At 61.8% G+C, this 15,698-nt stretch carries 13 protein-coding genes; 6 read left to right on the top strand and 7 right to left on the bottom strand.

Annotated features, from left to right (window positions below; translation table 11 throughout):
* Positions 1–29: 29 nt before the first annotated feature.
* Complete coding sequence (locus tag KHO53_RS10365) at positions 30–1,001, top strand: CobW family GTP-binding protein (protein ID WP_010222779.1); 972 nt, start codon at positions 30–32, stop codon at positions 999–1,001.
* Here the strand turns inward: KHO53_RS10365 and KHO53_RS10360 are convergent.
* Entirely contained in the window at positions 998–1,390 is a 393-nt protein-coding gene (locus KHO53_RS10360; protein ID WP_010222780.1) for a DUF3301 domain-containing protein, read from the bottom strand. The genes KHO53_RS10365 and KHO53_RS10360 overlap by 4 nt on opposite strands.
* A gap of 119 nt (positions 1,391–1,509) precedes the next feature.
* On the opposite strand from KHO53_RS10360, the gene pdxY reads away from it, so the two are divergent.
* On the top strand, positions 1,510–2,382 hold the full coding sequence (pdxY, locus tag KHO53_RS10355; protein WP_010222781.1) for a pyridoxal kinase PdxY: 873 nt from the start codon (positions 1,510–1,512) through the stop codon (positions 2,380–2,382).
* Here pdxY and KHO53_RS10350 read toward each other — a convergent pair.
* Entirely contained in the window at positions 2,379–2,864 is a 486-nt protein-coding gene (locus KHO53_RS10350) for an acyl-CoA thioesterase (RefSeq protein ID WP_010222782.1), read from the bottom strand. The genes pdxY and KHO53_RS10350 overlap by 4 nt on opposite strands.
* Before the next feature lie 323 nt (positions 2,865–3,187).
* On the opposite strand from KHO53_RS10350, the gene KHO53_RS10345 reads away from it, so the two are divergent.
* Positions 3,188–4,948: a cation:proton antiporter gene (locus tag KHO53_RS10345; RefSeq protein WP_010222783.1), complete on the top strand. Its 1,761-nt coding sequence runs from the start codon at positions 3,188–3,190 to the stop codon at positions 4,946–4,948.
* Between the two features lie 134 nt (positions 4,949–5,082).
* On the opposite strand, the gene KHO53_RS10340 is transcribed toward KHO53_RS10345, so the two are convergent.
* From KHO53_RS10340 to uvrD, 3 genes are all read right to left on the bottom strand, one after another.
* Positions 5,083–5,490, bottom strand: a complete 408-nt coding sequence (locus tag KHO53_RS10340; protein ID WP_010222784.1) for an SMI1/KNR4 family protein — start codon at positions 5,488–5,490, stop codon at positions 5,083–5,085.
* 111 nt (positions 5,491–5,601) lie between these two features.
* Complete coding sequence (locus KHO53_RS10335) at positions 5,602–6,456, bottom strand: TIM44-like domain-containing protein (RefSeq protein WP_010222785.1); 855 nt, start codon at positions 6,454–6,456, stop codon at positions 5,602–5,604.
* A gap of 196 nt (positions 6,457–6,652) precedes the next feature.
* On the bottom strand, positions 6,653–8,836 hold the full coding sequence (uvrD, locus tag KHO53_RS10330) for a DNA helicase II (protein WP_213570271.1): 2,184 nt from the start codon (positions 8,834–8,836) through the stop codon (positions 6,653–6,655).
* 223 nt (positions 8,837–9,059) lie between these two features.
* On the opposite strand from uvrD, the gene KHO53_RS10325 reads away from it, so the two are divergent.
* Complete coding sequence (locus KHO53_RS10325; RefSeq protein WP_213570270.1) at positions 9,060–11,933, top strand: EAL domain-containing protein; 2,874 nt, start codon at positions 9,060–9,062, stop codon at positions 11,931–11,933.
* Here KHO53_RS10325 and zwf read toward each other — a convergent pair.
* Positions 11,930–13,372: a glucose-6-phosphate dehydrogenase gene (gene zwf / locus KHO53_RS10320; RefSeq protein WP_010222788.1), complete on the bottom strand. Its 1,443-nt coding sequence runs from the start codon at positions 13,370–13,372 to the stop codon at positions 11,930–11,932. The genes KHO53_RS10325 and zwf overlap by 4 nt on opposite strands.
* Positions 13,373–13,476: 104 nt before the next feature.
* Here zwf and hexR point away from each other — a divergent pair, with 104 nt between their 5' ends.
* Together hexR and KHO53_RS10310 are read left to right on the top strand one after the other, a co-directional pair.
* Positions 13,477–14,343: a transcriptional regulator HexR gene (gene hexR / locus KHO53_RS10315; protein ID WP_010222789.1), complete on the top strand. Its 867-nt coding sequence runs from the start codon at positions 13,477–13,479 to the stop codon at positions 14,341–14,343.
* Between the two features lie 121 nt (positions 14,344–14,464).
* On the top strand, positions 14,465–14,683 hold the full coding sequence (locus KHO53_RS10310; protein WP_026001293.1) for a PA3496 family putative envelope integrity protein: 219 nt from the start codon (positions 14,465–14,467) through the stop codon (positions 14,681–14,683).
* Here KHO53_RS10310 and KHO53_RS10305 read toward each other — a convergent pair.
* A complete protein-coding gene (locus KHO53_RS10305; RefSeq protein ID WP_162471128.1) occupies positions 14,625–15,572 on the bottom strand; it encodes a LysR family transcriptional regulator in 948 nt (315 codons plus the stop codon). The two genes, KHO53_RS10310 and KHO53_RS10305, sit on opposite strands and share 59 nt — an antisense overlap.
* Positions 15,573–15,698: the final 126 nt, after the last annotated feature.

Here is a 15,698-nt window from a genome sequence, read left to right as displayed (position 1 = left end):
TGGCGAAAATTTCAGGCACTCTCCGTCCCATGTTGCAGAACATTCCTACCCACGTGATTGCCGGCCCGCTCGGTGCCGGCAAGACCAGCCTGATTCGTCAACTGCTGGCGCAGCGGCCCGCCGATGAGCGCTGGGCGGTACTGATCAACGAGTTTGGCCAGATCGGCCTGGATATGGCGCTGCTGGCCAGCGACGATGACGGTATTGCCTTGGGTGAAGTGGCCGGTGGTTGCCTGTGCTGCGTCAACGGCATGCCGTTTCAGGTTGGCCTGGGTCGCTTGCTGCGCAAGGCCAGGCCACAGCGGGTATTCATCGAACCGTCCGGGTTGGGTCATCCGCTGCAGTTGCTTGAGCAACTGCGTTTGCCGCCTTGGCAAGGCGTGTTGGCGGTACAACCGGCGGTGCTGGTGCTGGATGCCGAGCAATTGGCTGCAGGTATTGCTCTGCCTGAAGCCCAGCAATCGACCCTGGCCAGCGCTGGATTGCTGGTGCTGAACAAGTCCGCCGGGTTGGATGCACAACAGCGCTTGTGGATAACTTCTCAGCTACCTGCTGCTCGCCTGTACTGGACCGATCATGGGCAATTGCCCTGGTCCGAAGTGCCTGTGGAAAGCTCTGCAGCGCCACTTCCCGCCGCTGTGGATAAGCTCGCGGCAGTCAATATTCCCGGGGTCGTCAGCAGCCTGTGGACAAATCCACAGGAGCCTATTTGCAGTATTCGGCAGGCCGCAGAAGGTTGGAGCATAGGTTGGCGCTGGCACCCGGGTCAGGTGTTCGATCGCCCCCGTCTGGAGCGCTTTCTGCAGGGGCTGGACTGGCGTCGGGCCAAGGCAGTTATCCACAGTCTGGATGGCTGGCAGTCGATCAACGCCTTGGCAGGGCAGCCTACATTGCAGTGGAGCAACAGTGAATGGCGCCGCGACTCGCGGCTGGAGCTGATCTTCGCCGAGCCGCAGGCCCCTGAACCATTGCAGCAAGCCATGCTGGCCTGCCGCGTCTAGTTGCGCCAGCGGTTGTGGTCCTGGCGCCACTGGTTCATCTCGACGACGTTGTCGTGATGTTGTGGTGTCTTGATCTCGAACGGGTAGGGGGCCAGTTCGATTTGCATGGTGTGCGCGCCAAACTGGGTGACGGTACCGGGATGGCGCTGTTCGCCGGTCACGGTGAATTCGAAGTTGTACACCCGGGCCAGGCGCTTGCGGCCGTTGGCGTCGCGCACAAAACCGATGCGCTTGAGCGCGACATTGCCATCAAGCAGCTCCAGATCGAGTTTGGCGCAGTGCTGCTTGACCCGCTCCAGAGCCTTTTCACGCAAGCCGTGGTTATGCCACAACCAGGCGCCCGCCGTGGCCAGCAGCATCAGCACGAAGAGATTTCCCAGGGTCAACATTTACATATGCTCCAACGAGGTATGCCCAGCTTAACTGCCTCCCCGGTCTGTCGTACAGGTGGCATTTAGCGCCATACTGCGTGCCTTGTTTTTCATTCCTACGCTTTCGGAAGACCTGCATGAAACGTACACCGCATCTGCTCGCCATCCAGTCCCACGTGGTTTTCGGCCATGCCGGCAACAGCGCTGCGGTGTTTCCCATGCAGCGGGTCGGGGTGAAGGTCTGGCCGCTCAATACCGTGCAGTTCTCCAACCATACTCAGTATGGTCAGTGGACCGGAGAAGTGCTTGCTCCAGCGCAAATTCCTGCGCTGGTTGAGGGGATTGCGACGATCGGTGAGTTGGGCAACTGCGACGCGGTGCTGTCCGGCTACCTGGGCAGTGCCGAGCAGGGGCGGGCGATCCTCAGCGGTGTGGCCCGGATCAAGGCCGCCAACCCGCGCGCCTTGTACCTGTGCGACCCGGTGATGGGCCATCCGGAGAAGGGCTGTATCGTCCCGGCCGAGGTCAGCGAGTTCCTGGTGGAAGAAGCACTGACCACCGCCGACGTGCTGTGCCCGAATCAGCTGGAGCTGGATAGCTTCTGCGGGCGCCGGGCCGAGTCGCTGCAAGACTGTGTCAGCATGGCCCGCAGCCTGTTGGTGCGAGGCCCGAAAGCTATCCTGGTAAAGCACCTGGCCTATCCCGGGCGCAGTGTCGAAGACTTTGAAATGCTGCTGGTTACCGCCGACGGTAGCTGGCTTATCCGCCGCCCGTTGCTGGCATTTGCGCGCCAGCCAGTGGGCGTGGGTGACCTGACGTCGGGCTTGTTCCTGGCGCGTTTGCTGCTGGGCGATGACTGGGTCACGGCGTTTGAATTCACCGCCGCCGCAGTGCACGAAGTGCTGCTGGAAACCCAGGCCTGCGCCAGCTACGAGCTGGAACTGGTGCGTGCCCAGGACCGCATCGTGCACCCACGGCTGCGCTTTGCAGCGCAGCCCCTGGCCATTTAAAGGGCGTCGCCCTTGAGTTCCTGGTAGCGCTTTTCCAGCTCCTGACGGATCAGCCGGCGCTGTTTGCCCTGCAGGAAACGGCGCTTTTCTTCGCTGGTTTCAGGCTGGCGGGGCGGCACCGCCACCGGCTTGCGGTCATCGTCGACGGCGACCATGGTGAAGAAACAGCTGTTGCTGTGGCGCACCGAGCGTTCGCGAATGTTTTCGGTGACGACTTTGATGCCGACTTCCATCGAGGTGTTGCCGGTGTAGTTGACCGAGGCGAGGAAAGTCACCAGCTCGCCGACATGCACCGGTTCGCGAAAGACCACCTGGTCGACCGACAGGGTCACCACATAACGGCCGGCGTAACGGCTGGCGCAGGCATAGGCTACTTCATCGAGGTATTTGAGCAGGGTGCCGCCGTGGACGTTGCCAGAAAAGTTGGCCATGTCCGGGGTCATCAGGACGGTCATCGACAGCTGGGCGTTTCCAGGTTCCATAGTGTGCTCACGGTAAGGTTGCGCTGAGGCGGGGTGGCGATTGCTATTCACGCTTCTTTCCCCCAATACGATTCCCATCTAGTAAGACGGGACGCTGACAGCGGCCTTGCCGTCACGCTGTTTGTGCCATTTACGGCGATGCTTTGGTCGATCTGTTTCTTCATATTGCACCGGCTTCTAGCGACAAGCGGCGGTGTTAACCTGAGGAAGCCCATGCAAGGTGGGCTTCCTACATTAAAACGCTATGTATCCGTAACTCAATCAGACAATGCTTCGGGTGGGTTGCGGCTTGTCTCTGGATACCAGGTAAGGAGTCCCACGCCGTGCATGCCATCAGCTTTATTCAGGATTTGGCAGTGATCATGCTGGTTGCCGGGGTGGTCACTATCCTGTTTCACCGTTTCAAGCAGCCCGTGGTGCTTGGCTACATCGTTGCCGGCTTTATCATCGGCCCGCACACCCCGCCGTTCGGCCTGATTCATGACGAAGACACGATCAAGACCCTGGCAGAGCTCGGGGTGATCTTCCTGATGTTTTGCCTGGGGCTGGAGTTCAGCCTGCGCAAACTGTTCAAGGTCGGGGCCACAGCGTTCATCGCAGCGTTCCTGGAAATCGTGCTGATGATCTGGATCGGCTTCGAGATCGGCCGCTGGTTCGGCTGGAGCACCATGGACTCCCTGTTCCTCGGTGCGATCCTGGCGATCTCCTCGACCACCATCATCGTCAAGGCGCTCAACGACCTGAAGATGAAGAACGAGCGCTTTGCCCAGCTGATCTTCGGTGTGCTGATCGTCGAAGACATCCTTGGCATCGGCATCATCGCGTTGCTCTCGGGCATCGCCGTCAGTGGCACTGTGAGCTCCGGCGAGGTGTTTTCCACCGTTGGCAAGCTGTCGCTGTTCATGATCGTTGCGCTGGTCATCGGCATCCTCCTGGTGCCGCGCCTGTTGGCGTACGTGGCCCGTTTCGAAAGCAATGAGATGTTGCTGATCACCGTCCTGGGCCTGTGTTTCGGGTTCTGCCTGCTGGTGGTCAAGCTTGAGTACAGCATGGTCCTGGGTGCCTTCCTGATCGGTGCGATCATGGCGGAATCACGGCAATTGCTGAAGATCGAGCGCCTGATCGAGCCGGTTCGCGACCTGTTCAGTGCCATCTTCTTCGTTGCCATCGGCATGATGATCGACCCGTCGATCCTGCTCGAGTACGCCTGGCCGATCGTGGTCATCACCATTGCCGTGGTGCTGGGCAAGATGCTTTCCTGCGGCATGGGCGCCTTTATCGCCGGTAACGACGGACGCACCTCGCTGCGGGTAGGGATGGGGCTGTCACAGATTGGCGAGTTCTCTTTCATCATCGCCGCGCTGGGCATCACCCTGCAGGTCACCAGCGACTTCCTCTACCCGGTGGCGGTAGCGGTATCGGCCATCACCACGCTGCTCACGCCCTACCTGATTCGCGCTGCCGACCCGTTGTCGCTGAAGCTGGCCAAGGTCGTGCCGGGGCGTCTGGCGCGGGTGTTGTCGCTGTATGGCGAGTGGCTGCGCAGCATTCAACCCCATGGCGAAGGGGCGATGCTGGCCTCGATGATCCGGCGTATTCTGCTGCAAGTGGGGGTGAACCTGGCGCTGGTGGTGGCGATCTTCTTCAGCGGTGGTTATTTCGCCGCCCGCATTGGTGACTACCTGAGCGAGTGGGTCAGCGATATTGGCCAGCAGAAGGCCTTGATCTGGGGCGCGGCGCTGATGCTGTCGCTGCCGTTCCTGATCGCGGCGTACCGCAAGCTCAAGGCACTGTCGATGTTGCTGGCGGAGATGGGGGTCAAGCCGGAGATGGCCGGGCGGCATACCCAGCGGGTGCGACGGGTGATCGCCGAGGTGATTCCGCTGCTGTCGCTGCTGGTGATTTTCCTGCTGCTAGCGGCGTTGTCGGCCAGTATCCTGCCGACCAGCGAGCTGCTGTTGCTGATCGTGGTGGTCGCGGCGGTGGTGGTGGCAGTGCTGTGGCGCTGGTTCATCCGTGTGCACACACGCATGCAGATCGCTTTGCTGGAAACCCTGGAAAACAACCAGGAGAACCACCACTAAGAGGCGCTTCCTGCGCGGGGCGGTTCGAATGTCCGAGGGGATGGAGCGGTAGCGAAGCGCCACGCGCAGGAAGGCGTGGCGATTCTACGAACATTAATAGCCAAGAGCCATTACTTTGTGTGGTTATTTCTCATTCAGCTTTCCAGCCAGACGTCTCGGGCCCAGTGCCAGACCGACTCCCAGCTGTCTTCGGTAACGATCTCTTCTTCACCGGACCACAGCACCACGGTGCCATCTTCTTCGACGCAGTAGTAGTCGTCGCCGTCCTGGCAGATCGGGATCAGGTCGCGCGGCACGCCGGCATCCCAGGCATTGGCCGCCACGTCCGGCAAGTAGGTATGCGACTGCGGGTCGGTGACAGTGACCGGCTCGAGGCTACCGTAGACCACGTCGCTGACTGTCAGCAGGAACTCCTTGAACACGAACGGAATGTTGATAAACAACTCTTCTTCGATTTCGACCAGCTGGTCTTCGTCCGGCAACTCCAGCGGCACCGGTACCGGTTCATTGGCTTCTCGGAGCTGTTCGATGACTTCTTCCACGGTTCTATCCTCTAACCTTTACGACACGCTGCGCGTTATACCCTAGTAGCCCGCTGCGCTAAAAGCAAAACCCCGGGACAAGCCCGGGGTTTTTTGTGCAATGCCTCAATATCAGCCGTTCTGGCGGATCCCGGCAACCAGCCAAGGCTGGTTTTCGCCTTGGGCGCGTTCCATGTTCCAGCTTTCGCTGAACGGTTCGCCCTGGTCAAAGCGCGAGGTTTTCGACACGCCGCTGAAGGTCAGGGTGGCGATGGTCTTGTCGGCGCGGTCGTCGACACCTTCGAGCTGCACGTTCAGGTCGTCAATGTAGGTGGACTGGAAGCCATCACCCAGATCAGCGCGCTCCTGCTTGAGGAACTGCAGCATCTGAGGGGTGACGAATTCGGCGATCTTGTCCATTTCATTGGCATCCCAGTGCTGCTGCAGCGACTGGAAGTGGTTGCGGGCAGCGGCCAGGAAGCTCTGTTCGTTGAACCAGGCCGGTGCATTGATCACCGGGCGGGCAGCGGCGGCAGGCGCAGCGGAACCACCGAAGATCGACGGCTGGGCTGGCTGCTGGTGCACTTCGCGCTGGAATGGCGCGTGGCCGGCGGCGGCCATTTGCGGCTGCTGCTTGCGGCGACGGGCGGCGATGAAGCGGAACACCAGGAAGGCGATCAGCGCCATGATCAGGATGTCGAAGATCTGCATGCCCTGGAAGCCGTCGCCCATGAACATGGAGGCCAGCAGGCCACCGGCGGCGAGGCCGGCCAGAGGGCCAAGCCAGCGCGAAGCACCACTGGCGGCGGCAGGTGCGCGACCTGGCGCGGTTGGCGAGGCAGCCGGAGTCGTCGGGGCCGCCTGACGGGTCTGGTGGGTCGGCGCGGCGCCCGAGCTCTTGCCGCCGCCGAAGCGTTTGGCGTTGGCGTCGAGACTCATCGTCAGGCCGATGCACAGCGCCAAAGCGATGCTAAGAAAACGTTGCATAGAAGGGTATTCCCGTTTTGTGGATTGCACGCGCGTCATGGTGCACAGGTTGTAGGACACATGACCAGCGCCATAATGTTTCCAGCTTTTGCCTGAATTGTCTGTATACGCTGTAGGAGCGGGCTTGCCCCGCGATTTGCGGCTTGCAAGTCACATTGCATCGCGGGGCAAGCCCGCTCCTGCAGGATTTTCTGCGTTACAGGGCCTCGAGCTTGGCGTAGCCAAGCATCAGCCACTTGCTGCCTTCGGCGAAGTTGACCTGGACCCGGGCCTGGGCGCCGGAACCCTCGAAGTTGAGGATCACCCCTTCGCCGAACACCGCATGTTGCACACGCTGACCCAGGTTGAAGGCGGTCTGCGGAATGTTGGCGTTGGCAAACAGGCTGCTCGAGTTCTGCTGCTGGCCGGAGCTGAACGGGCGGCTGACGCTGTTGGACAGGCGCACTTCCTGAACCAGGCCTGCCGGAATTTCGCGTACGAAGCGCGAGACCTTGTTGTAGGTCTCGCTGCCATACAGCCGGCGAGTCTCGGCATAGGTCATCACCAGTTGCTGCATGGCGCGGGTGATGCCGACGTAGGCCAGGCGGCGCTCCTCTTCAAGGCGGCCGGGTTCTTCCAGGCTCATCTTGTGCGGGAACAGGCCTTCTTCCATGCCGACCAGGAATACGTGAGGGAATTCCAGGCCCTTGGCACTGTGCAGGGTCATCAGCTGGATGCTGTCTTCGTGCTCGTCGGCCTGGGCGTCGCCGGCTTCCAGCGAGGCGTGGCCGAGGAAGGCCGCCAATGGCGACAGTTCGGCGTCTTCTTCGCTGTTTTCGAAGTTGCGCGCGGCGCTGACCAGTTCCTCAAGGTTCTCTACCCGGGCCTGGCCTTTTTCGCCTTTTTCTTCCTGGTGATAGACGATCAGCCCGGACTGCTCGATGACCGTCTGGGTCATCAGGTGCAGGGGCATTTCCATGACCTTGGCGGCGAGGTTCTCGATCATTTCCATGAACGCGCCCAGGGCGCTGGCAGCGCGGCCCTTGAGCGCCTTGTTGGCGATCAGCAGGCTCATCGACTCCCACATCGAGACCTGGGCGTGGCGGGCGTGTTCGCGAATCGCTTCGACGGTCTTCTCACCGATGCCGCGCGGCGGCACGTTGATCACCCGCTCAAGGGCTGCGTCGTTGCCGCGGCCTTCGAGCAGGCGCAGGTAGGCCATGGCGTTCTTGATCTCGGCACGCTCGAAGAAGCGCTGGCCGCCATAGATGCGGTAAGGAATGCGTTCGCGCAGCAGTGCTTCTTCAAGCACCCGCGACTGGGCGTTGGAGCGATACAGGATGGCAATATCGCTGAGGGCCAGGCCGGTCTTGAGCGCGCTTTCGATGCTCTCGACCACGTAGCGGGCTTCGTCGTGCTCGTTGAAGGCGGCGTACAGGCTCAGCGGTTCGCCATCGCCACCGTCGGTCCACAGCTCTTTGCCCAGGCGCCCGCTGTTGTTGGCGATCAGGGCGTTGGCCGCCTTGAGGATACCGGCGGTGGAGCGGTAGTTCTGCTCCAGGCGGATCAGCTCGGCGTCAGGGAAGTCGGCCGTGTACTGATGGATGTTCTCGATCTTGGCGCCACGCCAGCCATAAATCGACTGGTCGTCGTCGCCGACCACCATCAGGCTGTCACCGCCCTTGGCCAGCAGCCGCAGCCAGGCGTACTGCACGGCGTTGGTATCCTGGAATTCGTCGACCAGCACATGACGGAAGCGCCGCTGGTAGTGCTCGAGCAGGCCAGGGTGGTCACGCCACAGGTCCAGGGCGCGCAGCAGCAGCTCGGAGAAGTCGATGACGCCGGCGCGCTGGCAGGCGGTCTCGTAGGCTTCATAGATGCTGCGCATGGTGCCCAGGAACAGGTCGCCACTGGCCTGGATGTGTTGCGGGCGCAGGCCTTCGTCTTTCTGCCCGTTGATGAACCATTGTGCCTGGCGCGCTGGCCAGCGTTGTTCATCCAGGCCCAGCTCGCGGATCACCCGCTTGACCAGGCGCTGCTGGTCGTCGCTGTCGAGGATCTGGAAGTTCTGGTTCAGCCCTGCCTCTTGCCAGTGCGCGCGCAACAGGCGGTGCGCCAGGCCGTGGAAGGTGCCTACCCACATGCCGGCCGGGTTGATGCCCATCAGCTGTTCGATACGCTGGCGCATCTCGGCAGCGGCCTTGTTGGTGAAGGTCACCGACAGGATCGAGTGCGGCGAGGCCTGCACGACCTGGATCAACCAGGCGATGCGGTGCACCAGCACACGGGTCTTGCCGGAGCCGGCACCGGCCAGGACCAACTGACGACCGACCGGCGCAGCTACAGCCTGGCGTTGGGCGTCGTTGAGAGAGTTCAACAGGAGAGAGAGATCATCGCGCATCCGGCCATTTTAGGGGCGCAGACGACCCTTGGGCAAATATACAGTAGAAAAACTTGCCGCTGACGACTGGCTGGTCATCGGCTGCAGCCCAAGGCCTGCGTGCTTGAGCGCCTGCCGTCGGGAAACGCAATGAAATAATTATGATCCAGAGCAGTTTGGCCCGAGAGCTTGCTTGTGTATGCTCCGTGCACGTTTAAGGCTAACCATTACAAGAACACTGCCTATGACTCTTGGTTCCGACTCCATGAGCGCCCCTTCCGAAGCGCGCCGGAGTATTCGCAAGCACTTCGCAACCCAACTGGCCGTCGAGCGCACCCGCCTGCTGTACCAGGGCTCATTGCTGCCGACCCTGTTCATGCTGCTCAATGGTCTGGTCTGTGCCTGGTTGCTGTGGAGCCCGGCGCGCTACCTATTAGTCAGTATATGGATTGTCTGGCTGACGGCGTTGGTGGCCTTGCGGGTGATCCAGGTCGCCGCCTTCGATGCCGCCATGCCCGCTCGACAGGCCCAGCCAAGCTGGTGGCGAATGTTCCTGTTCGGTTCGGCCTTCAGTGGCCTGACCCTGGCCAGCGCGGCGATCGCCCTGGTGCCGGTGGATAACTTCGTCCAGCAGGCCTGGGTATTCGGCCTGCTGGGGGCGGCAACGCTATCGGCCAGCGTCGCCTATGCCGTCAGCCTGCCGGCCTTCCTTAGTTTTACCTTGCCGTGCCTGCTGCCGCCGATTGCCTTCCTGTTCTGCAATGGCGATGAGCAGCAGCGTGGCTGGGGCTGGCTTGGCCTGATTTTATTGCTCGCCTTGTCAGTGGTGGCCTGGCAGGTCAACCGGCTGATCGAGCGTGGGCTGTTGCGGCGCTTTCAGAATCAGGAGCTGATCGAGCACCTGCAAACGGCACAAAGCCGCAGCGAACGACTTAACCAGGCATTGGCCGAGGAGGTCGAGCAGCGTCGGCTGATCGAGGAGCAACTGCGCGAGGCGCAAGTAGGCCTGGAGTCGCGCGTCGCCCAGCGCAGCCAGGAGCTGGATGCTGCCAACCAGGCCCTGAGCAAGAGCGAACAGCGTCTGGCCCTGGCCCTGGAGGCCAGCGAACTGGGGCTGTGGGACTGGAACCTGGAAACCGACGAGATCCACCATACCCAGTTGCGCGAGTTGTTTGGCCTGGAGCCTGACCAGGTTCAGGAAATGCTCGCGCACCTCAAGCCACGCCTGCATCCCGATGACGTGCCGCTGCTCAAGCGCACCCTGGTCGAACACCTCAAGGGCCGCAGCGAGGATTACCGCATCGACTACCGGGTGCGTCACCGCCAGGGCCACTGGTGCTGGATCGAGGACCGAGGCCGGGCAGTGGAGCGCAGTGCCAGCGGGCGGGTGCTGCGCATGCTTGGCACCCGCCGGGATATCAGTGCGCAAAAAGCCCAGGAAGAACAGCAGCGCATGGCCGCCACCGTATTTGAGGCGGCCAGCGAAGGCATCGTGATTCTCGACCCTGATTATGTGTTGCTGGCGGTCAATCAGGCCTTCTGCCGGGTTACCGGCTACAACCGCGAAGAATTGCTTCAGGGCCGGTTACTGGAACTGCCCTGCAGTCGCGACGCCCGTCGCCACTCTCAGGCCATTGAGCTGGCACTGGAGCAGCAGGGCAACTGGCAGGGGGAACTGGTCGAGGCGCGCAAGAACGGCGAGCTTTATCCACAGTGGCTGCAGCTCAATGGCGTGCGCGATGCACGGGGCAATCTGACCAGCATCGTCGGCTTCTTTACCGACCTGTCGGCGCGCCGCGAGTCCGAGGAGCGCCTGCGGTACCTGGCGCACTACGACGAGCTGACGGGCCTGGCCAACCGCGCCCTGTTCCGCTTGCGCCTGCATGAGGCCGGCGAGCGCCTGCGCCAGAGCGGGCGCGGCCTGGCCTTGCTGCACATCGACCTGGACCGCTTCAAGCTGCTCAATGACAGCCTTGGCCACGAAGTTGCCGACCAGTTGCTCAAGCAGATGGCCCAGCGCATCAGCAATGCCATGCCCGAGGCCGATACGGTGGCGCGCCTGTCCGGCGACGAGTTTGCCGTGCTGTTCGATGCCTACAGCAACCTGTCGAGCCTGGTGCGTGTGGCCAGCCGCTTGCTGGACAAGCTGCGCGTACCGCTGCGGGTCGATGGCCACGAGCTGGTGATCAGCGCCTCGGTAGGCATCAGCCTGCTGGCCGATACCTCGCGGGATGTCACGGTACTGGTCAGCCAGGCCAACACCGCCATGCAGCACGCCAAGCACCTGGGCGGCGACAATTTCCAGTTCTACACCGAGAGCCTGCAGGCCAGTACCCTGCAGCGCCTGCAGCTGGAAAACCACCTGCGCAAGGCCATCGAGGAGCGTCAGCTACAGGTCTACTACCAGCCCAAGCTGTGCCTGGCCACTGGCCGTCTGCATGCTGCCGAGGCACTGGTGCGCTGGCAGCATCCGCAGTGGGGCATGGTACCGCCGTCGGACTTTATCGGCCTGGCCGAAGAAACCGGCCTGATTGCGCCGATGGGCGAATTCGTTCTGCGCCAGGCCTGTTGGCAGGCCTGCGAGTGGCAGCGCATGGGGCTTGCGCCGATCCGTGTATCGGTGAACCTGTCGGTCTATCAGTTGCGCCACGGCAAGCTGGTCAGCCTGGTGCGCCAGGTGCTCGATGAAAGTGGCCTGGCGCCGCATCTGCTGGAGCTGGAACTGACCGAGAGCCAGTTGCTCGATAGCGTTGAACACATCATCGCCACCTTCCGCCAGTTGCACGAACTGGGAGTGAAGCTGGCCATCGATGACTTTGGCACGGGCTACTCATCGCTCAGCTACCTCAAGCGCTTCCCGGTGGATTACGTAAAGATCGATCAGGCCTTTATCCGCGGCCTGAGCGAAGGCAGTGAAGATGCCGCGATCACCCGGGCAATCATCGCCATGGCCCAGAGCCTCGACCTTCAGGTGGTCGCGGAGGGCGTCGAGACCCATGAACAGCTGGAGTTTTTGCGCAAGCAAGGCTGCAATGAAGTGCAGGGTTACCTGATCAGCCGGCCGGTACCGGCGCAGGAGCTGGCCGAGCTACTGGCCAGTCACTACAGCTTCTTCTAGAGGTGCCAGGCGCGGCCCTGGTGCGCCAGCAGGCTATGGGCCTGATCCGGGCCGTTGGAGCCGGCGTGGTAGGGGCGTGGCGCCTGGAAGTGCTCCTGCCAGCCGGTGAGGATCGGGTCGACCCAGGCCCAGGCAGCCTCGACTTCGTCACGGCGCATGAACAGCGTCGAATCGCCTTCGAGCACATCCAGCAACAGGCGCTCATAGGCGTCCCAGCGACGGGTCTGGCCGAAGACCTGGGCCAGGTTGAGGTTCAGTTCCACCGGCTCCAGGCGCATGCCCTTGCCGGGGGTCTTGGTCATCATCTGCAGGCTGATACGCTCATCGGGTTGTAGCTGGATCAGCAACTGGTTGGCCTGGTCGCCCTCAAACAGGCGGTGCGGCACGGGTTTGAACTGGATGACGATCTGCGACGAGCGCTTGGCCAGGCGCTTGCCGGTGCGCAAATAGAACGGTACGCCGGCCCAGCGCCAGTTATTGATATGCGCTTCTACGGCGACGAACGTCTCGGTATCGCTGTCGTTGTCGACGTCTTTCTCGAAATAGTAGGCCGGTACTTCCTGGCCGCCGATCTTGCCGGCGCTGTATTGGCCGCGCACGGTCTTGTCTTGTACATCCTGGCCGGTGATCGGTTGCAGGGCCTTGAGAATCTTTACTTTTTCGTCACGCACCGCCTCGGCCTCGAACTGCGCTGGCGGTTCCATAGCCACCAGGCAGAGCAGTTGCAACAGGTGGTTTTGCAGCATGTCGCGGGTGGCGCCGGCACGGTCGTAGTAGGCGCCGCGATTTTCTACGCCGAGGGTTTCGCAGACGCTGATCTGCACATGATCGACCTGGTTGTTGCGCCATACCGGTTCGAGCAGGGCATTGGCAAAGCGCAGGGCCATGAGGTTCTGCACCGTCTCCTTGCCCAGGTAGTGGTCGATGCGAAACACCTGCGATTCAGCGAAAACGGCGCCAAAGGCCTGGTTGATTGCCGTGGCCGATTCCAGCGAGTGGCCAATGGGCTTTTCCAGCACGATACGTGCGTCGTGATCGGCCAGGCCTGCGACTTTCAGGTGGTTGGCTATCGGCACGAACAGATTGGGTGCGGTGGCCAGGTAGTAGATCCGGGTCAGGCCGCCCGCTTCACCGAGAAAGCGCGCCAGGCGGACGAAATCGGCGCTTTGCGAGGCATCCATGGGGAAGTAGTCCAGCCGTGCAGAGAAGCGCGCCCAGACATCTTCATCGAAGTCGGCGCGGGCAATCTGCGCCCGGCAGCGGCGTTCGGCGAGCTTGAGGAATTCATTGCGCGGCAGATTGCTGCGGGCCAGGGCAATGATGCGTACGGCCGGGTGCAGGCGAGCCTCGCGATACAGGTGGTAGAGCGCCGGAAGCAGTTTGTGCAGGGCCAGGTCACCGGTGCCGCCGAACACCATGATGTCGCAAGGGATAGTCAATACCACCACTCTCCTAGTTCGTTTAGCTGGGCGGGTCGCCGGTCATGTAGTATAACTACAAGAAAGCTACAACCCGGTCAGTCGATCATAACCGAGTCCTGCCCTTGAATCTGTTGCAACACATCGCCCAGTCGCGCCATCTGCTACGCAAATCGGAACTCAAGGTTGCCGATCACGTGCTGCTTGATCCAGCGGCCGTCATGCATAGCTCCATGGCCGACCTTGCCCACAGCGTTGGTATCAGCGAGCCGACTATCGTGCGCTTTTGCCGTGCGATCGGTTGTTCCGGCTTTCAAGACCTCAAGCTCAAGCTGGCCCAGAGCCTGGCGGCGGGGGCGAGTTTCGGCCAGTTCGCGATTCATGAGGACGACTCGGTTGCCGACTACAGCCTGAAGATCTTCGACACCACCTTGCATACGCTGATGGAGGTGCGCGAGCACCTCGACCCGCAGGCCTTGCAACGTGCGGTTACGGCCATGGCCCAGGCCCAGCGCGTCGAGTTCTATGGTTTTGGTGCCTCGGGTGCGGTGGCGGCCGATGCCCAGCACAAGTTCTTCCGCCTGTTGCTGACGGCGGCGGCTTACTCCGACCCGCACATGCAGGCGATGTCGGCGGTTACCCTCAAGCCTGGCGATGTGGCGATCTGCATCTCCCAGTCGGGGCGCTCCAAGGACCTGCTGATCACCGCCAACCTGGTGCGCGAAAGCGGCGCCACGCTGATCACCCTGTGCCCGAGCCAGACGCCGCTTGCCGAGCTGTCGACCGTCAACCTGGCCATCGACGTGCACGAAGACACCGAGATCTACACCCCCCTGACCTCGCGTATCGCCCACCTGGTGGTGATCGACGTGCTGGCCATGGGCGTTGCCATGGCCCGCGGGCCGAGCCTGGTCAACCACCTCAAGAGCGTCAAGCGCAGCTTACGCAGCCTGCGTTTGTCGCCCAAGTCGATCAAGGCGATGGACGACTGAGGCCTGTAGGAGCGGGGCAAGCCCGCTCCTACAGGTTCATTGATTTGTCATTGGCTCGCCGCCAAATCGTAATGCCACGTCGTCAGGCTGAAGCTCCCGCACTCGAAAAGGGAGATATGCAATGGCTCGTGAATTCGATGGCTCGTACCAACCCAACGCCAAATCCCGCAAGCAGCAGGAAAAAGATCAGCGTCGCATGGAGTTTCGCCGCGCGATCGAAAGCTACTCCGAGCAGCGCCGCCTGCTGCAGGAAATCACCGACTACGCCGACCTGCAGACCCTCAGCGTGTGGCAGGTATCGGCGGCAGAATCCCCGAGAAACGCTCAACAAGCCCGCTGATCTGCGCACGTTCGCTACGAATGAACGCTAAAAAGGCCAGGGCCACCGGCGACTGCCGCTTGGCCTTGGACTGCACCACGCACCAACTGCGGTACAGTGGCAGCTCTTCGACCGGCAGCTCGCGCAGCACGCCAGTGGCCAGTTCCAGGTTCAGCGCGTGGCGGGTCAGCAGGGCAATGCCCAGGCCTGCGATCACGCATTCGCGCTGGGCATCGGCCGAGGCCACCTCCAGCGTCTGGGTGAAGTGCACACGCTTTTCCTTGAAGTACTCTTCGCAAGCCTTGCGCGTCCCCGAGCCCTGTTCGCGCACCAGCAGGGTGTGCGGCTCAAGGTCCTGCAGGCGCAGGCTGTCGAGCTTGCACAGTGGGTGATCGGGCGGCGCCACGGCTACAATTGGATTGTTCAGGAATGGCAGGAACTCCAGGCCCATGTCCTGAGGCACCATGGACATGATGATCAGGTCATCGCGGTTGTCCGAGAGGCGACGGATGGCCTGGGCCCGGTTCACTACCGTGAGGGTAAGATTGACCTCAGGGTGCAAGCGCTTGAAGGCGGCGAACAGGTGCGGGACGAAGTATTTGGCACTGGACTCGACCGCCAGCTTCAGTTGCCCTTGCAGCGAGCCCTGCATGTCCGAGAGCTGCATGTCGAGGCTCTCCAGGCGCCCGAAGATGTCGCGGCTGGCGCGCTGCAAAGCCTCGGCGGCGTCGGTCAGGTAGAGCTTTTTGCCGACGTACTCGAACAGCGGCTGGCCGACCAGTTCTTCGAGTTGGCGGATCTGTAGACTAACGGCGGGTTGCGTCAGGTTCATCTCCTCGGCGGCCCGGCTATAGGAACGCAAATCACAGACCTCATTGAAGATCTGAAGTTGACGCAATGTCATACGCATCAATGACTTACGCATTTCTCTCAAGCCCCGGCAAAACCTTGTAACAGCACTATAAGCTTTTGCTTATGCACACCCTAATAAATATTGATTTTTGTTTATCCAGAGACAGCGCTAGGGTAAAGATGC

The sequence above is a fragment of the Pseudomonas sp. RC2C2 genome (assembly GCF_018390435.1).
Lineage (GTDB): Bacteria > Pseudomonadota > Gammaproteobacteria > Pseudomonadales > Pseudomonadaceae > Aquipseudomonas > Aquipseudomonas donghuensis.
The sequence above is the reverse complement of the archived record's forward strand: the minus strand, read 5'-3'. Positions and strand labels throughout refer to the sequence as shown.